Raw genomic sequence first — 17,302 nt, 5'->3', positions numbered from 1 at the left:
TCGGTGGGTGAAAGCCAGCAATTGGTATCGGGATAGGGTGTCGTAGTGGTCCGGCGCCTTCTCGAGCGAGTTCTGCCTCCGGGGACCCGTCGCCGAAGGCTGATTAGCGGGGCAATGATGATTGTTCGAGAGGCCCGCAACGCCGCGGTGCGCGCTCGACTCGAGTGGCAGCGGCGTCGGAGCGGTTCCGAGCCTCAGCTTGGGGCGGGACCGCTCTCCGAATCGTCGGCCGAACCCGCCGGGATTTCCTATCAAGACTGGTTCTGCCGACTTCCGCCCGATCCCAGCATCTTGGCGGTTCAACGCCAGTGGTTCGAGGAGTGGCCGCGGCCCCGGCGAGTGTGGGGGCTGGTGGTGGACGACGGCGGCGATGTGGCGGCCACCGAGGCGTCGTTGACCAACCAGTCGTGGGGGCTGGTCGAGGTGGTCAAGGTGGAACCCAGCGGTCTGGCCGATGAATTCCATCGGTTGTCGCAGGAATGCCCGAGAGACTTGGTGGTGCTGCTGAGGGCCGGTGATCGCCTGCGGCTCGATGCGGCATATCAGATTGCTCAGGCCGCCTGGCGCGACCCTTGGCTCGAATTGGTGTATTGGGACGACGATCTCGGCGGCTTGGCCGAGGTGTGGGAGTGGCACCAAGACGGGATGCCCGGCGGGGTTTACCTCGCCGGCGATCTCGACTGCTTGAGCCAGCCTCGCCTCAAGCCGGACTGGTCTCCCGATCTCCTGGTATGCGCCAACTACATCGGGCGAGCCTTCGCCGTGCGGGCTCGCAATCTGCAACCGGAGGCCGCCCGCCGCTATCAGTCGGCCGGGATCAGTGATGACTCGCTGTGGTGGGATCTTTTGCTGAGCCTCAACCTCAACGATCAGCAGGTGAGCCGCTTGCCGGCGGTGCTGCAAACGCTCAGCGGACGCGACCATCGCATCGAACCCCACCACCTTGAGCTGGTCAACCGCTGGTTGTTGAGTCGGGATTGGCCGGCTCGGGCCGAAGCCGGAGAACGCGGCGTCAAACTGGCGTGGACGACGGATCGAGAAGTGCCCGTCACCATCATCATCGCCACTCGTCACAACCGAGAGCTGTTGGAGGGGGCGTTCGAACTGGTCCGTTCGGCCGACTATCCCGCCCTTGAGCTCATCATTGTCGACAACGGCGGCCAAAGTCCCGACAACGAGGCCTGGTATCAGAATCGGGTTGGCGACCTCAGCCCTCGGATCATCTGGTGGGATGAGCCCTTCAACTACTCCGCGGTCAACAATCGGGCTGTTGAGAAGGCCACCGGCGATGTGCTGGTGTTTTTGAACGACGACACCTCGCCTGGCCACCCCCAATGGCTCCGCCACCTCGTTGGTTGGGCCCAGCGCCCGGAGATCGGGGTGGCCGGCCTCCAGCTCATCGACGACCACGGCCTCATCCAGTTCGGCGGAGTGATCATGGGGATGACCGGCCTGGCCGGTCATCTGTTCCAGGGCATGGCGCCGCAGTCCGACACCCTGTTGGGACCCACCGATTGGACCCGCAACACCGTGGCAGTCACCGGCGCCTGTCTGGCCATCCGCCGCTCCGTGTTCGAGGAGGTCGGCGGATTCGACGAGCGATTGGAGTTGTGCGGCAGCGATGTGGTGCTCGGTCTGCGGGTCCGGCAGGCCGGGTATCGCAATGTGGTCTCCGCAACCACCCCGATCACCCACAGGGAGTCGGCCACCCGAGGCCCGCATGTGCCCGAGAACGATGTGTTCGCCAGCTATTGGGCCTACCAGCGGTGGCTGATGGGAGGCGACCCTTACTTTTCCCCGAACCTCAGCGCACACCATCCTGAGCCGACGTTGCACTGCGAGGAGAAGCCGGGCGTGCTCAAACAGCTAACCGAGATGCTGGGGCGGCCCATGGAGGTCTTCTACCAGCGCAACGAAACGGGAGAGGCCCACGCCCTGGCGCTCGCCTCTAAAGCCGACCGGGACCTCGCACAATCGGTGCGCGATGGCCACCGGGCAGTTGGGAGCCGCCGGGAGGTGAAAACGGTCAACTGGTACGTGCCCGAGTTCCAGAACCCGTTCTACGGGGGCATCCACACCGTGTTCCGCCTGGCCGACCATTTGGCCATCAACCATGGGGTGGAGAACCGGTTCATGGTGATGACCGGTCCCGTCGACCATGACGAGCGGTGGTACCGGTCGGGGATCACCGCCGCCTTCCGGTCGCTGGCCGACTGCCCCATCGTCTACCACGACTCATTCGCTTTCGACCCCGACGATGTTCCTCCAGCCGACGCGGCCATCGCCACCATGTGGACCACTGCCTACTTCGCGGCCCGCACTCCCGGCCAGGACCGCCGCTTCTATCTCATCCAGGACTTCGAGCCCATGTTCTATCCGGCGGGCACTCTCTACGCCCTGGCTGAGCACAGCTACCGCCTGGGGCTCTACGGGCTGTGCAACACCGGGCATCTGGCCGATGTCTACCGAGATCGCTACGGCGGCGTTGCCCGCCATTTCTGGCCCGCAGTGGACAGTTCGGTCTTTCACGCCCGAGACCGCATCGAGTCGGATCCCGATCGCCCGGTGACCGTGTTCATCTACGCCCGCCCTGGCCATCTGCGCAACTGCTGGGAGCTGGCCGCTCGCGCTGTGCGCCTGGTGAAAGATGAGCTGGCCGACGACGTGCGCATCGTGACCGCCGGATCGTGGGCCTTTCCCGAGCACATGGACGCCCTCATCACCCATATGGGACAGCTCGACTACACAGAGACCGGCCCGCTGTACCGCACGTGCGACATCGGAGTGGCCCTAACCACCTCCGAGCACCCCTCTTATCTGCCGCTGGAGTTGATGGCCTGCGGCGCTGCGGTGGTGTCGTTCGAGAACCCGGCCGGCGACTGGCTACTACGCCATGACCACAACTGCATGCAATCGCCCCAGACCGCCGACGGGTTGGCCGCGGAAATCGTCGCCTTGGCCCGGGATCCGGATCGCCGCCGTCGGTTGGCCGAGCAGGGCCTGGCCGACATCGCCGCCCGCCACGCTCGCTGGGATCAGAACTTGGCTGGCGTGTACGACTACCTATGCGATCCCGAGTCCGGCCATGACTGAAATGACCAGCAGAGGCGGTGTTCTCGAAATCTGGGGCTACCGCGAGCTGATCGGTCGCCTGGTGCAGCGGGAGTTGGGGGCGCGCTACAAGCGCTCGATACTGGGCTGGCTGTGGTCGATGCTCAATCCGGCGGCCACATTGGCCATCTACGCACTGGTCTTCGGGGTGCTGTTGAAATTCGACCCCCCTCGGGCAGGCAACGGGCGCTTCGACAACTTCGCCCTCTACTTGTTCTGTGCGCTGGTCATGTGGAACGCCTTCTACGGGGTGATCACCGGGGCCATGAGCGCGCTGCTGGACCTCGGTTCGCTATTGGGGAAGGTGTATTTTCCCCCGGAGGCGCCGGCCGTGGCCGCCCTCGTCACGGTGCTGTTTCAAGCAGCCATCGAGGGTTCCATTCTGATGCTCATCCTCATCTGCCTGGTCAACGTGAGTTGGACTTTTCTGCTGTGGCCGGTTCTGCTGCTGTTCTTCTCGATCTTCGCCCTCGGGATCGGCCTGGTGCTCAGTGTCTGGAACGTGCGCTACCGCGACGTGGGCTATCTGTCCACGATTGTCTTGCAGTTTCTCTTCTACGTGACCCCGATCGTCTATCCGCTGTCGTTGATTCCCGAACGAGCCATGGGGCTGCCGGCCCGAGACATCATCCGGTTGAATCCGCTGTCTCAGTTCACCGAGGCCTCCCGCGAGCTGCTGTACGGGCTGGACTGGCCTGGTCTGCTTCGATTGGGCCTTATGGCTCTGATCTCGTTGGCGGTGGGCGCCGGCGGCTGGCTGATGTTCAAGGTTCGAACCCGCGACATCGCCGAGGAGCTATAGCCGATGGGCAAGAACGCGGTGGTCGTCGATGGTGTATCCAAGCGCTTCCAGTTGACTTTGGACCGGCCCCTCAGCTTGAAGGAAGCGTGGACGGGGTTGCGGCCCGGATCAGGCCAACCGTTCCGCCGAGTGCGCAGTGAGCCATTCTGGGCGCTTCGTGACGTCAGCTTGGAGGTGCCCCAGGGTTCGCTTTATGGACTGGTCGGACGCAATGGGTCGGGCAAGTCCACCTTGCTGCGGGTCATGGCCGGCATCTACCGCCCTACTGAGGGCCGGGTCGAGGTCCAAGGCCGGACATCGGCCCTATTGGAGCTGGGGGCTGGGTTCCACCCCGCGTTGAGCGGGCGCGAGAACATCTACCTCAACGCCTCGGTGCTGGGGGTGCCCAAATCCCAGATCGACGACCGGGTGGATCAGATCGTCGAGTTTGCGGGCCTGGAGGAGTTCATCGACAGCCCGGTGAAGATCTACTCCAGCGGCATGTATGTGCGGCTGGGATTCGCGGTGGCCGTCCACGTCGATCCCGAAGTCCTCATTGTCGATGAGGTGGTGGCCGTGGGCGACGAGGAGTTCCAGCTTCGCTGCTTCAGCCATCTAGAGGCGCTGCGAGCCCAAGGGGTGACCATCGTGCTGGTCAGCCATGACTTGGGGATGCTGCGGGCCAACTGCGATCAGATGGCGTGGCTGAATCGGGGCCTGGTGGCCGCGGTGGGGGAGCCCCAAGATGTCATCAATGCCTACCTCGATACCGTCGATACCGAGGGGGCGGCTTCGGTGGGCCATCGTCCCCGTCCCGATGACGAGGGAGAAACCCCGCTGCGCATCACCGATTTGGAGTTCTATGACGGAGCGGGACACCGGCCTAAGACCTTTGCCTCCGGCGACCCGCTGATCGTTCGCATCCACTACCGGGCCTCCGAGCCCATCGATGACCCGGTGTTCTCGCTTGGCTTCTACGACCACAACAATCTCCATCTGGCTGGCCCCCGTTCCCATGTGGGCGGGTTCCGTCCCGGCAAGTTGGACGGAAAGGGATGGGTGGAGTTCCGATTGCCTCGCATCCCGTTCCGCTCGGGTGCGTTCCATGTCAACGCCGCCGTGCAGGACTCTGATGCCTCCTTCCTCTACGACCGCCGAGCCCGGGAATTCTGGTTGCAGGTCTCCGGCGAACCCGACCCCGGTGCCAACGGGCTGTTGAACCTGGACGGCGACTGGCGTGCTGGGTGCTGAGCGCGGGGTGTGCCGGTGAGTCTTGAGCCCCGCCCGGTTATCTCAATCGGCGACTCACTGCCCTATGCCGACGGGGCCGAGGCTGAGCTATTGGCCATGTTCCGCGCCGCCGAGGACCGCCGAGTGGGGTCGGATGAACTGGCTGCCGAGATTCGAGATTGGCCCACTGCCTATCACCTGGCCCCAGAGCGGGCCGTCCTCTTGGCCCCGGTGAACATCGGCCCTGATGACCGAGTGCTGGACGTAGGGGCAGGATCGGGGGTCAACACCCGGATATGTGCCGACCGCGGGGCGGCGGTGACCGCGGTGGAAGGCAGCGCGGCCCGAGCGGAGTTGATCGCCCACCGGTGCGCCGGACTTGAGGGCGTCGATGTCTTGTGCGGCCCACTCGACAAACTCGGGACCGAAGGTCGGGAGGCCTACGACGCTGTCTTGTTGGTAGGGGTGCTGGAATACGCCGGGACCAGCCACGGCGGAAGCGAAGGGCCTGCCGCGTTACTCAGCCTGGTAGAGAAATGGTTGGCTCCCGGCGGGGTGGTGGTGCTGGCCATCGAGAACCGCCTGGGGCTCAAGTATCTGCTGGGTTTTCCCGAAGACCACTTGGGCCTGCCCTGGGTGGGTTGGGAGGGCTACCGCGACGGCGAGCCGACCACGTGGTCTCGACGAGAGCTGGCCCGGATGCTGGCCGACGCTGGGCTGGCGGCCCAGAAGTGGCTGTACCCGTTTCCCGACTACAAGCTGCCCACTGCGGTGCTGGCCGAGGAGATCTACGACCGGCCCGGCGGGGTTGATTTGGTCGACCAGATTGTGGGTCGCCCCACCAGCAACGAGTACGCCCGTCCGGTGCTGGTCGCCGATGATCGGGCCGCCCACCGTGCGCTTTTGACCGCGGGCCTGGGGCCCGATGTGGCCAATTCGTTCTTGATTGTGGCTGGCCGGGATCCCCATGCAGTGGCGGAGCGGGTTGACCGGCGGGTGCTGGCGTGGCGGGTGGCGCCTGACCGCCGCCAGCGGTGGAGGCAGCAAGCGATGGTGGTCGACTCGAATCAGGGCTTGAGGATGAGAAGGCGTCTCATGGCCGAGGACAGAGCCGAGGATTTTGAAGAATGGCTCGGGCAAGTGGAGGTCTCCGAAGAGCCCTATTACGCGGGCCGGAATCTCGAGCAGTGTCTGGTGGACTGCGTCCGGGAAGGGGATGCGGACGGGTTCGCCGAGCTGTTGCGGGAATGGCGAGCAGCGTTGTCCGCTCGGGAGACCTCGATCGAGTCGGTTACCGCCCCCCACCCCTATCTGCCAGCCGACACCGACCGGGCGCTGCCCCCGGTGTGGCTGGATTCCGGGCCTGACAACTTCGTGGTGACTGCTGACGGCCTCAAGTTCGTGGACCGGGAATGGGTGGCCGCCGGGGGAGTGGATGTCCGGTTAGCCGTGGTCAGAGGGATTTGGAAGGCAGTGTCGGCCATGTTGAGCGCTCGTTGCCATCTGCCTTGGCCGGTCACCTGGAGCAACGATCGCTTGGTGGCCCACCTGGGCGGGTTGATCGGCGAGGACATCGATGACGATTTGCTGGAACAGTGGCGTCAGGCCGAGGAGGACCTGATTCGCCGGGTCTACCGCCAGCCCGCAGTCCGGCTGGCCGAACTGCACGATGCCGGAAGCCGCTCGCGGATGGATCTACTCGAGTCGCCGCTGGCCCCATACCGGCGCATGGAGCACTTGGTTCATCGGCAACAGGAGCTGATCACCGAGCTCGCTGGCCCCCGTCACATGGCCGCGGACTTGGAGCAGGCGCAAACCCGCCTGGCCCAAGTCGAGGCGGAGCTGGCCCAAGAACGGGCAGAGCTGGCTGTGGCTCGGGCGCGCCTGGCCCGGGTGGCTTGGCGGGAGCGGATTCACAACAAGATCGGCGGGCTGTTTCGGCGATTTGGCCCGCGCTGAGGCTGTCGGCGGGATCAAGCCGCCGTGTCGAGCAGGTCCTTTAGGGCGATCCACATCTGCTCGCGGGTGACCGAGATATCGAACCGCTGGGCTGATCTGATACCGCGGTCGCGCAGGCACTGATTGAGCTGGCCGTCGCGCAACACCCGGTGCAGGGCCATAGCCATTGTCAATGGCCGCTTGTCTCTGAGCACGATGCCGGAATCGCCGACTGTTTCGGCTACCGCGGCCGCGTCATAGGCCACCACCGGCAGGCCGTGGGCCATGGCCTCCACCAGGGGCACGCCGAAGCCCTCGTGCTCCGATGCGCAGGCGAACACGTCCGACTTCCGATACCACTGGAGCAGGCTCTTGTCGGAGACCTTGCCGGTGAAGACCACCTGGTCATAAACGCCAAGCTCTCGAGCCAAGCTCTTCAGGGATTGCAGGTATTGGGGCGGGGAAGCGTCGCCCACCAGCACGAGCCGCGCCTGGGGGCGGAATCGGGATAAAACGGCGAATGCGGCGATGAGATCGTGCTGGCACTTGTTGGGTGCCAGCCGACCCACGAATAACACGGTCCCACCGTCTTCAGATGCCATATCGCTGCTCAGTCCTGCTTGAACTGCGCTGCTCGATATTTGCCACAGCACGGGGGATACCACGACGTCTTCGATGCCCAATTCTCTGAGTTCTTGGGCGTTGAACTCAGAGTCGGCAATGCCTCGGACCGTGAGGGCGGCCAATTGGCCGAGTTGCATGCGCCCCCGCGCCACGCTCTTGGCCAATTCCGGCTGCCAGGCATCGAAGAAACTCGAAGGAGTGATGTTGTGGTAGTTCAACACGACTGGGGTCTTGCGCCGGATCACCTGTTGGGCGACCTCTGAGCCGATGGAGTGCTGGAGTATCGACACCTGGCCATCAGCCCTCCATTTGTCTATGGGGATAGCGGCACTGCCTGACCGGGTCTTGCGCTCTACCACGATGCGAACTTCGATGCCCCTCTCCTCGAGGAGCTCTTGAATCAGCCGAGTGTGGTTGCTGGTGGCGTCACCCGTGGCCATCTGCGGAATCAAAATATCGACCGCGGAGCTCATGATTGGCTCGGGTTGGAGTCGACCGACGGGATTGCCGTGCGGTGGGCCACGACGATCTCTGCGATGCGAGAGTCGGGACAGGACTCCAGGCGGGCGTCGAATCCGGCCCGTTCCAACAGGTGTCGCCAGGTTATCGGCGAGATGCCCAGCCCTGATCCGAGATCTGCATCAACCCGGCTCCGATTCGCGGGATCGGCCACCACCACGATGATCCGCCCCGGGTTCATGAGCGTGCGGCTGGCCTGGTCGATCACTCCTTGCAGGTCAACGAGCGACAGCTTCTCCACGAATCCGGTCAATACGATCGTGCCAAACCCCTCGGTATCGGCATCGGCCAAATGGGCGAGCGCATCACCGGGTCGGATGTCGATCCCGCGGCGCAGGCCCGCGAGAACGCGGTCGGGATCCTGCTCGACGCCGCGGACACGGATGCCTCGTTCGCCGATGGCCTGGACGATGGCGCCTTCACCTCCCGACAGCACCAAGCACGGCCCCGAACCCGCCGATTCCGCCACGCGGGACGCCACCGTGGGCGATGGCTCAGGAGGGTCGTCCAAGCAGACCAGGGTCGTCGAATCAGAATGGTCGTCGGGTTGACTGGCGGCCGCTTCCAAGTGCCCGAGGCGGGCTTCGAGGCTGCGCAGGTGCCGGATCAGCAGTCCGGCGAACACGTTGAACTGGTCGGTCAAGAAGCGGATGTACCAGTAGGTCAGCTTGCGGATCAGCCATTTGACGCCGCGTAGTCCGCGACGCGATTCGATGGGCACATGGGGGTCGAGTGCAGCCAGGCTGGCGGCCTGGTCCAAGAGATGGCCGTCGTCCCCGCCGGCCACCGCTTCTGGTGGGGTGATGTCGGCCCATGTCTGCTCGATCGTGAGTTCGAGCTGGGCGATCTTGCCGTCTTGGCGGCGCTCCTTCTCGGCCTCAGCCTCGATTGTGGCGCTGACCCGTTCGGTGTCGACCAGGTCGGGACTAGGCATCTTTGCGCGATCCCCGGGCGATCCGCCGAGCGAGCCGAATGATGGCCGAGCGGTCCAGTTCATCGCGCAGGCGGACGATCTCGGCATCCCGCTCGGCAATGCGAGTGTCCCGCTCGGCAATGCGGATGTCCCGCTCGGCGATCCGAGTGTCTCGCTCTAGAACGCGGTCTTTCCACTCTTCGATGAGAGTGTCCTGCTCGACAACCCGGTCTTCCAGCTCGGCGATCCGCTCGTCTCGGTTGGCTACCCGGTCGGCAAGAAACTGGCTGCGCGCCTCAGCGCCCAAAGCACGATCGCGCAAGTTGAGGATTTCGTGGCGAAGTTGTTCGCGGTCATCGCCATCGACGAGATCGGCGGTCATGGATGAATCGTAGCGGTGGTCCGTCTCGGAATTGACGGGGGGGTGCCCCGGGTTGGCCCCTTCGCCCCAGCGAGTGATGAACCGTTCCCATTCCCACGGCTCGATAACCGGCGGCCGACTGGCGCTCTCGTGGTGGATGAGGACGGCGGCGGGCTCCACCACTACCCGCAAGCCCGACCGCATAAGTCGCAGGCACAGGTCGATGTCGCCGTAGGAAGCCGGGAACTCCAGCGACATGCCGCCCACGGCGAGGAGGTCCTTGCGCCGGGCAAGCAGGCAGGCACCGGTGACGCTGCCCACATCATGGGCTGTGTCGGCCCCAGCCGCGGCGGCTTCGGACAGCTGGCACCCCCGAAACGAGTGGATGGGCTGGGCATCTTCGAATTCAATGCCGATGTGCTGTATCGACCGGTCGGGATACAGCAAGGTCGCCCCGACGGCTCCGATGGTCGGATCATCGAGGTGGGCGGCCATCCTCCCGAGCCAGTGGGAGTCTTCTGCTTCGATGTCGTCGTTGAGGATGAGAACCAGGTCGCCGCGGCTGGCCAGCACACCGCAGTTCACCGCCAGGGAGAAATCGAAGGGTCCGGCGCCTCGGTATGTGACCCGCATCGGCAGGCCGTTCACCTGTTGGGGAGGCTCACCCTGGAATTCGTCGCCCACAACCACAATCACTTCTAGGGGATTTGGCACTTCTGCGGGTTTCGGCTCAAGCAGAGCGAGCGTTTCCAAGCAGCGTTCGAGCATGGAACTCTCGGCGCTTGGTTGGGCATGGCCAGCGCTGGGAATAACTATCGAAATGCCAGTCGTCGACAGCAGTTGGGCATTGTCCATGAAGCTTGAACGATGCTACCGGGGGGCAGGCCGGGCTGACAGCCATGGGGGCTGAACGATGCTACCGGGGGGCAGGCCGGGCTGACAGCCGACGAGGAGTGCTCGCTAGTCGATGACCGCGACTACGTCGCCGCCGCCCACCGCGTCGCCCTCGGCCACCCGGACCTCTGTCACGGTGCCGGACTTCTCGGCGCAGACGTTGTTCTCCATCTTCATTGCTTCCAGTACCACGATGGGATCGCCCGCCTCTACCGTGTCGCCTTCGGCCACCATCACCTTCACGATGGTTCCCTGCATGGGAACGACCACGTCACCGCTGCCCGCGCTGCCCCCGCTCTTGCCGGCAGCCGCCCGCTTGGGGCGCTTGGCGGTTCCAGTCGCGGAGGCCGCGGTTGAAGCGGTCTCTGGCACCCACATCCGCACCGAGTAGCGCTGGCCGTTGACCTCCACGTCGATGTCCCGCTGCACCCGGGGTTCGTCGTCGTCAACCTCTGGGGGCGCAGTGGCGGCCCCTCCGATCCCGGTGAGGTCCAGCGTCTCCTCCACCCACTTGGTGGAGTGGGTCAGGGCGGCGAAATCGGGGTGGGCCAAAATGGCCTTGTCGGCGCTAATGGTGGTGGCCACGCCGCTCACTTCCAGCTCGTCGAGGGCTCGCAGGGTTCGGGCGATGGCGGTGGGCCGGTCCCGCCCCCAGCAGATGAGCTTGCCCACCAGATTGTCGTAGAACTGGCTGATCTCGTCGCCGGCCTCGTAGCCCCCGTCCCAGCGGGTGCCATAGCCGCTGGGCAGGCGCAGGCCGGTGATCGGCCCCGGCGACGGCAGAAAGGCGCCCTCGGCGGGATCTTCGGCATTGATGCGCACCTCGATGGCATGTCCGGAGATCTCGATGTCGTCCTGGGTGAACGGCAGCGGCTCGCCGGACGCCACCCTGATTTGCTGTTCCACCAAGTCGATCCCGGTGATCAGCTCGGTAGCCGGATGCTCCACCTGGAGCCGGGTGTTCATCTCCAGGTAGTAGAAGTCGCCGTCTTCGTAGAGGAACTCCACCGTGCCGGCGTTCACGTAGTCGCAGCCTCGGGCCACCTTCACGGCGGCCTCGCCCATGGCCGTCAGCACGTCGGGGTCGATGCCCGCCGCGGGGGCCTCTTCGATCAATTTCTGGTGGCGGCGCTGGGCGGAGCAGTCGCGGGTTCCGAGGTACACGCAGTTGCCGTGGCTGTCGGCCAGCACCTGAACCTCCACGTGGCGGGGCTTCTCCAGATAGCGCTCCATGTAGATTTCGTCGCGGCCGAAATAGCTGAGGGCCTCTCGCTGAGCCGACTCTATGGCCTCCTCGACCACGCTCTCGTCGGCCACCACCTTCATGCCCCGGCCGCCGCCGCCATAGGCCGCCTTGATGGCCACGGGATAGCCGTGCTCGGCGCCGAAGGCTCGCACCTGCTCAGGGTCGGTGATGAGGTCGGTCGTGCCGGGAACGCCGCTTACCCCGACCCGCTCGGCGGCCTGGCGGGCGGAGATCTTGTCGCCCATGACCTCTATCGCCTCGGGATTGGGGCCGATGAACGCCACCCCCCGGGCGGTGATGGCCCGGGCAAAGTCGGCGTTCTCGGAAAAGAACCCATAGCCGGGGTGGACGCCATCAGCCCCGGTGCGCTCGATGATGTCGAGGATGGCCTCGGTGTTCAGATAGCTCTCGGCCGCAGTCTGGCCGCCCAAGGCGTGGGCTTCGTCGGCCATTCGAACGTGGAGGGCGCTGCGATCGAGTTCGGAGTACACCGCCACAGTGGCGATGCCCATCTCTTGGCAGGCCCGGATTACTCGTACCGCGATCTCACCCCGGTTCGCCACCAATACCTTGGACAACACGGCAATATGGTGGCAGACAGGCTCTCAAGCACGCGAATAATGGCAGGGCGAGATAGGACGGAGCGAAGTGGCCGACTACGAGATTGAGTGGGTGAACGAAACCGGTTCGACGAACGCCGACTTGCTGACTGCCGCCCGACAAGGGGCTGAGGCGAACACGGTTTTGGTGGCCGACTACCAGAGTGCGGGGCGGGGGAGAAGGGGACGTGCTTGGGGAGCCGCGCCGGGATCGAGTTTGTTGTTCTCGGTGGTGGTCAGGCCTCAGATCGATGTGGAGCGGGCCCATCTGGTGACCACTGCGCTGGCGTTGGGAGCGCTGAAGGCCTGCGATTCGCTGGCCGGAGTGCGACCCGGGTTGAAGTGGCCCAACGACCTGGTTGTCGGTGATCGCAAACTGGCTGGCGTGCTGGCCGAATCGGTGGTGGCCGGCGAACGGCTGGAGGCTGTGGTGGTGGGCATGGGTCTCAACGTGAGAACCGGTGCGGCCCCCACCGAAACTGCTGACACCGCCGTGGCCCTTGAAGATGTGTGTGGTGCGGTGATCGACCGCCGAGAGCTGCTGGGGGAGATTCTGATCGGTTTTGCCCAATGGATGGAGAGGGTCGAGGGAGCCGGCGGCCAGGCCGCATTGGTGGCTGCGGCGCGCCGCGAGTCGGCCACCCTGGGCTGCCAGGTATCGGTGGAACTGGGCGACGGCACGGTGTTGGAGGGCTTGGCCCAGGACTTGGACGAGCGAGGTGCGTTACTGCTGGCGGGTGGGCGAAGGGTGGTGGTTGGAGATGTTGTGCACCTTAGGGGTCGATCTGGGTCGCCTTGAGGCGGGCGAAGGCTTGAATCGCGGCCTGGGTGAGGGGGCCGGGGGCGGCGGGCAGCTGATGGCCGTCGACGGCGTGGATGGGGTGAACGTCGCGGGTGGTGGAGGTGAGAAACGCCTCGTCGGCGGCGGCGAGGGCACGGAGAGGCACGTCTTGTTCGACGGCGCCAGTCAGGTCTATCACCAGCTGGCGGGTGATGCCGGCCAGGCATCCTGAGGCCAGCGAGGGCGTAATGAGCCGGCCTTGGTGAGCCAAGAACACGTTGCTGCCGGTGCCCTCGCACAAATCGCCCTGAGTGTTGGCGAAGACGGCCTCGCTGGCCCCAGTTGCTTTGGCCGATGCCAGGGCCCGCACGTTGGCGCCATAGGAGACGGTCTTGAGGCCGGTCAGGGGGCCGTGCTCGTTGATGGTCCAGTGCATGGTGGCCACCGCGGTGGTGGCTGGCCACGGAGGCTGAGGGGTGGCGGCCACGGTGGCGGTGGGCGGGCTGTCGCCCCGGCTGCTGCCCAGCGGGCCGGTGCCGCTGCTGACGGTCACCCGCAACCGCCCCTCTTCGAGCCCATTGGCCGCGGCCACCGCGATCATGGCTTCCCGGAGCACGTCGGCATCAGGCACCGTGACGCCCAAGTGCTCGGCTGAGTAGGCCAGCCGCTCCAGATGACGGCGGGCGGCGAACGGCATGCCCCGCACGATGACCAGGGTTTCGAACACCGCGTCTCCCACCAGCCAGCCGTGGTCGAAGGGGGAGATCCGGGCCTCGTCCTCGGGAACCAGCGCCCCATTGATCCACACGATTCGGGGGTCAGCAAATGTCATAGGGGTATGTACTCACCGGTGGCCACCGCGAGCAGCCTTTTGGCCTTCAGCTCGGTCTCCCGCCACTCGTCTTCGGGATTGCTGTCGTAGGTGATACCGCCGCCAGTGCCGAGGTGGAGGTGCCCGTCCTCTAGCCAGAGTGTGCGGATGGCCACGTTCAAATCGCCCTGCTGGCGGTCGGCGTCCACCCAACCCACCGCACCGCAGTACACCCCTCGGGCCTGCGGCTCCAAGGCCGCGATGGCATCGAGCGCAGCCAGCTTGGGGGCGCCGGTAACCGAGCCGGGGGGGAATGTTGCCTCGATCAGCTCGGGCCACCCGCAGTCGGGGCGCAGACGCCCTTGAACAGTGCTCACCAGGTGCACCAGTCCCGGATGGTGCTCCAGGGAAAACAGCGAAGGCACGCTGATCGTCCCGTAGTCGCAGACCCGGCCCAGATCGTTGCGCACGAGATCAACGATCATCAGATTCTCGGCCTGGTCTTTTGGAGTCAGCTCGGACGGCTCAGCCGCGGTTCCCTTTATGGGGGACGACTTCACCCACGGGCCGTCGCGGACCACAAACCGCTCGGGCGATGCCGAGGCGATGTGCACACCGTGCTTTGGCAGGCGCAGTACGGCGGCGTAGGGAGCGGGGTTGCCCTCGGCCAATGCCGCCCCCAACGCGGCTATGTCGGTGTCGGGGTGGATAAGCGGCGCGCTGAGCCGGCGGGTGAGGTTCACCTGGTAGACGTCCCCGGCGCCGATCATCTCCCGGATGGCTGACACTCCGCCGGTGAAACCGGATTGGTCAAGAGAACTGGTCCAGGTGTCGGCCGGGAGGCCCTTCCAGGGGCGGCCCTTCCAGGGGCGGGCGGGGCGCACCGAATCGAAGCGGGCGCACACTGCTCTGCCGTGAAAGTCGATGGCCACCGCCCAGAACCCGCTCGACTCCAAGGCGGTTAAATCGTCGGTGACGTCGGCCAGCCTGGAACACAGATGGTGTCCCACCACGGCAACAGCCGCCACCTCCATCGGGTGCAGTGTACTTATGGCGCGCGCCAATGGTGCACCCCCGTTTTTCGGGGCGCTGAACTCGCATCGGATTGCGCGGGCTGAACTCCAACTGGTTAGGGGGCCTCTTACACTGGCAGGCGATGAGGCGCGGCAGGCGGCGAGTGCGCAGGAGAACCTGGTGGCAGCTCATGGTGGTGCTGTTCGGGCTGTTGGTGTTCGCCGCCGCGGTGGGCGGGGCTGCGGGTCTGGCCGTGGTGAAGTCGCAGATAAACAAGATTCCCCGAATCTCGGTCGGGCTGTCGCTCTCCTCCGAGAAGCAGGGCGATTCGGAGGCCCAGAACTTCCTGTTGGTGGGGATCGACAGTGCTGCCGGGGTCGACCCCGACAGCCCGATTCACATCGACCGAGACGTCAACACCCTGCTGACCGACTCGGTGATCCTGGTTCGCATCGATCCTGATGCCGACCGGGTGGCGATGCTCTCGATTCCCCGCGACCTTTGGGTGCCGATCGCCGGAAAAGGGTGGAGTGAGCGGGTGAACGCAGCGCGGGGCATCGGCGGGGCCAGCACCCTGATCGAAACCGTGTCGGATTACCTCGGGGTGCCCATCCACCACTACGTGGAGATCAATTTCGCCGGATTCCTCCGGATCGTGGAGGCGGTCGACGGTGTGCCGGTGGAGATCGCCCAGCCCATTCGGGATGACTCGGTGGGGTTGAGGATCGAGCAGGCCGGGGTGGTGACCCTCGACCCCGACGCGGCGTTGGCCTATGTGCGGACCCGTCGGCCGCTGACGCTGGTCGAAGGGGGGAATCCGGCCAACGACAACGACTGGGTGCGTCTCGGCGTGTGGAACGACCTGGAGCGCAACCAGCGCCAGCAGGATTTCATGGTGGCCACCCTCAAGCGGGCGGTGGAGAAGGGAATTCGCAATCCGCTGACCTTGCGGCGGGTGGCCAACGAGCTATTGGACGACGACAGCCCCAGTATCACCCTGGACGATCGCATCACCGTGGGTCAGCTGGTGGATTTGGGCGATGAATTCCGGTCGTTCCGGGTAGATCAGATTGAGCGCTACAAACTGCCGGTGACCGATGCCACCATCGACGGCAAACAAGTGCTTCTTTTGGCTGAGGAGGCGGCCCAGCCGGCGCTGGAGTTCTTCCGGGCTGGGAGTCTGGCTGGCGTGCGGGTGAGAGTGCTGAACGGCACTCCGTCGGGCACCGTGGCCGGGGTGGAGGATGCCTTGGAGCGGGCTGGGTTCTCCGTGGTGGCCAGGGGCAACGCCGACCGGTTCGACGTGGGCAGAACAGTGGTTCGCCATACCGCGGCATTCGAGGACGAGGCGCAAATGCTGGCCCGCCATGTGGAGCCTGCGCCGAGGCTCGAGCTGGTGGTCGAAATCGACGGTGCCGATGTGGAGCTGGTGGTGGGGGCTGACTATGCCTCGGTTTCCGGCACGCCTCGCGACTCGGCTTCGTAGCGGTTGGCCAGATACCACTGATAGGTGCGGCGCAACCCCTCGGCGAACGGCGTGGAGGCCTCGAAGCCGAACAGCTCCTTCGCCCGGGTGGGGTCCACGCAGCGGCGGGGCTGGCCGTCGGGTTTGGTGGAATCCCATTCGATGCGGCCGGCGAATCCGGTGATCTCGGCCACGTCATGCACCAACTCCTTGATGGCGACCTCATGGTTGGCCCCCAGGTTGACCGGCTCGGCTCCCCGATAGTGCTCGGCGGCGAGCAGAATACCCTGGGCGGCGTCGTCCACATAGAGGAACTCCCGGCTGGCTGTGCCGGTGCCCCACACCTCGATGCTGTCATGGCCGGCTTCCACCGCGTCCACGCACTTCTTGATGAGCGCGGGGATGACGTGGGACACCGAAGGGTGGAACTTGTCGCCTGGGCCGTACAGGTTGGTGGGCATCAGATAGATGCCTCGCTGGCCGTACTGGTCCCGGTTGGCCTGGAGTTGCACAAGCTGGGCCAGCTTGGCCACTCCGTAGGGGGCGTTGGTCTCCTCGGGGTACCCGGTCCAAAGAAGGTCCTCGGTGAACGGAACCTTGGTGTGCTTGGGGTAGGAGCAGATGGTGCCCACCACCACCAGCCGATCGGTTCCCGCCAGCCGGCACTGCTCGATGACGTTGGTGCCCATGAGAAGGTTGTCGAGGTACAATTCGGCGGGCCGCTGGAGGTTGGCGCCGATGCCCCCCACCCGGGCGGCCAGGTGGATGACCACGTCGGGCTGGGTCTCAGCCAGCAGCCTGTGGGCGTCTTCGGCGGTGCGCAGGTCGTAGTCGGCGCTGGACGGGGCGGCCAGCAAGGAGGGTTCTTGCCGGTTGAGCAGTCGGCAGACCGCTTGGCCCAAGAATCCGGTGCCGCCGGTGATCAGGACTCGTTTGCCAACCCAAAAGTCACTCATCGGACTTCACACTAGTGGTCCGCCGCGTACACATTGAGTTGGGGCTGGCAGACTCAGAG

Annotated in this window: 13 protein-coding genes; 6 read left to right on the top strand and 7 right to left on the bottom strand. The window is 65.4% G+C overall.

The features are described 5' to 3' along the window. Positions 1–117 precede the first annotated feature (117 nt). From ACOGJC_RS01640 to ACOGJC_RS01625, 4 genes are read left to right on the top strand one after another with little or no spacing between them, the layout of a single operon-like run. Positions 118–3,093, top strand: a complete 2,976-nt coding sequence (locus tag ACOGJC_RS01640; protein ID WP_419846770.1) for a glycosyltransferase — start codon at positions 118–120, stop codon at positions 3,091–3,093. Next, positions 3,086–3,913, top strand: a complete 828-nt coding sequence (locus tag ACOGJC_RS01635) for an ABC transporter permease (protein WP_419846769.1) — start codon at positions 3,086–3,088, stop codon at positions 3,911–3,913. Before ACOGJC_RS01640 ends, ACOGJC_RS01635 begins: the two co-directional genes overlap by 8 nt. A gap of 3 nt (positions 3,914–3,916) precedes the next feature. Beyond that, the gene (locus ACOGJC_RS01630) at positions 3,917–5,143 is read left to right on the top strand and encodes an ABC transporter ATP-binding protein (protein WP_419846768.1); all 1,227 of its coding nucleotides are present in this window, start codon (positions 3,917–3,919) and stop codon (positions 5,141–5,143) included. Between the two features lie 15 nt (positions 5,144–5,158). Further along, a complete protein-coding gene (locus ACOGJC_RS01625) occupies positions 5,159–7,081 on the top strand; it encodes a methyltransferase domain-containing protein (RefSeq protein ID WP_419846767.1) in 1,923 nt (640 codons plus the stop codon). Positions 7,082–7,095: 14 nt separating this feature from the next. On the opposite strand, the gene ACOGJC_RS01620 is transcribed toward ACOGJC_RS01625, so the two are convergent. From ACOGJC_RS01620 to ACOGJC_RS01605, 4 genes are all read right to left on the bottom strand, one after another. Next, positions 7,096–8,157 carry a glycosyltransferase gene (locus ACOGJC_RS01620; RefSeq protein WP_419846766.1) on the bottom strand — a complete coding sequence of 354 codons (1,062 nt, stop codon included), beginning with the start codon at positions 8,155–8,157 and terminating at the stop codon, positions 7,096–7,098. After that, a complete protein-coding gene (locus ACOGJC_RS01615) occupies positions 8,154–9,137 on the bottom strand; it encodes a class I SAM-dependent methyltransferase (protein ID WP_419846765.1) in 984 nt (327 codons plus the stop codon). Before ACOGJC_RS01615 ends, ACOGJC_RS01620 begins: the two co-directional genes overlap by 4 nt. Continuing rightward, positions 9,130–10,245 (bottom strand): glycosyltransferase, encoded by a 1,116-nt coding sequence (locus ACOGJC_RS01610; RefSeq protein WP_419846764.1) that lies wholly within the window; start codon positions 10,243–10,245, stop codon positions 9,130–9,132. The genes ACOGJC_RS01615 and ACOGJC_RS01610 overlap by 8 nt, the downstream gene beginning before the upstream one ends. 192 nt (positions 10,246–10,437) lie before the next feature. After that, positions 10,438–12,198 (bottom strand): acetyl-CoA carboxylase biotin carboxylase subunit, encoded by a 1,761-nt coding sequence (locus ACOGJC_RS01605; protein WP_419846763.1) that lies wholly within the window; start codon positions 12,196–12,198, stop codon positions 10,438–10,440. Positions 12,199–12,265: 67 nt separating this feature from the next. Between ACOGJC_RS01605 and ACOGJC_RS01600 the strand changes: the two genes are divergently transcribed. Continuing rightward, positions 12,266–13,015 carry a biotin--[acetyl-CoA-carboxylase] ligase gene (locus tag ACOGJC_RS01600; RefSeq protein WP_419846762.1) on the top strand — a complete coding sequence of 250 codons (750 nt, stop codon included), beginning with the start codon at positions 12,266–12,268 and terminating at the stop codon, positions 13,013–13,015. On the opposite strand, the gene ACOGJC_RS01595 is transcribed toward ACOGJC_RS01600, so the two are convergent. Beyond that, positions 12,990–13,829: an aminotransferase class IV gene (locus tag ACOGJC_RS01595; protein ID WP_419846761.1), complete on the bottom strand. Its 840-nt coding sequence runs from the start codon at positions 13,827–13,829 to the stop codon at positions 12,990–12,992. The two genes, ACOGJC_RS01600 and ACOGJC_RS01595, sit on opposite strands and share 26 nt — an antisense overlap. Next, positions 13,826–14,842: a chorismate-binding protein gene (locus ACOGJC_RS01590; protein WP_419846760.1), complete on the bottom strand. Its 1,017-nt coding sequence runs from the start codon at positions 14,840–14,842 to the stop codon at positions 13,826–13,828. Before ACOGJC_RS01590 ends, ACOGJC_RS01595 begins: the two co-directional genes overlap by 4 nt. Positions 14,843–14,985: 143 nt before the next feature. On the opposite strand from ACOGJC_RS01590, the gene ACOGJC_RS01585 reads away from it, so the two are divergent. Beyond that, positions 14,986–16,308, top strand: a complete 1,323-nt coding sequence (locus ACOGJC_RS01585; protein ID WP_419846759.1) for an LCP family protein — start codon at positions 14,986–14,988, stop codon at positions 16,306–16,308. Here ACOGJC_RS01585 and ACOGJC_RS01580 read toward each other — a convergent pair. Next, positions 16,266–17,243 carry a GDP-L-fucose synthase family protein gene (locus ACOGJC_RS01580; RefSeq protein ID WP_419846758.1) on the bottom strand — a complete coding sequence of 326 codons (978 nt, stop codon included), beginning with the start codon at positions 17,241–17,243 and terminating at the stop codon, positions 16,266–16,268. The two genes, ACOGJC_RS01585 and ACOGJC_RS01580, sit on opposite strands and share 43 nt — an antisense overlap. Positions 17,244–17,302 lie beyond the last annotated feature (59 nt).

Source organism: Candidatus Poriferisocius sp., assembly GCF_965204015.1.
GTDB lineage: Bacteria > Actinomycetota > Acidimicrobiia > Acidimicrobiales > Bin134 > Poriferisocius.
The sequence above is the reverse complement of the archived record's forward strand: the minus strand, read 5'-3'. Positions and strand labels throughout refer to the sequence as shown.

What these genes read in the sequence shown, in the direction of transcription:
- ACOGJC_RS01640 (WP_419846770.1), top strand. Translation starts at nt 118, where the DNA reads ATGATTGTTCGAGAGGCCCGCAACGCCGCGGTGCGCGCTCGACTCGAG.
- ACOGJC_RS01610 (WP_419846764.1), bottom strand. Translation starts at nt 10,245, where the DNA reads ATGCTCGAACGCTGCTTGGAAACGCTCGCTCTGCTTGAGCCGAAACCC.
- ACOGJC_RS01590 (WP_419846760.1), bottom strand. Translation starts at nt 14,842, where the DNA reads ATGGAGGTGGCGGCTGTTGCCGTGGTGGGACACCATCTGTGTTCCAGG.
- ACOGJC_RS01580 (WP_419846758.1), bottom strand. Translation starts at nt 17,243, where the DNA reads ATGAGTGACTTTTGGGTTGGCAAACGAGTCCTGATCACCGGCGGCACC.
- ACOGJC_RS01595 (WP_419846761.1), bottom strand. Translation starts at nt 13,829, where the DNA reads ATGACATTTGCTGACCCCCGAATCGTGTGGATCAATGGGGCGCTGGTT.
- ACOGJC_RS01620 (WP_419846766.1), bottom strand. Translation starts at nt 8,157, where the DNA reads ATGAGCTCCGCGGTCGATATTTTGATTCCGCAGATGGCCACGGGTGAC.
- ACOGJC_RS01630 (WP_419846768.1), top strand. Translation starts at nt 3,917, where the DNA reads ATGGGCAAGAACGCGGTGGTCGTCGATGGTGTATCCAAGCGCTTCCAG.
- ACOGJC_RS01635 (WP_419846769.1), top strand. Translation starts at nt 3,086, where the DNA reads ATGACTGAAATGACCAGCAGAGGCGGTGTTCTCGAAATCTGGGGCTAC.
- ACOGJC_RS01615 (WP_419846765.1), bottom strand. Translation starts at nt 9,137, where the DNA reads ATGCCTAGTCCCGACCTGGTCGACACCGAACGGGTCAGCGCCACAATC.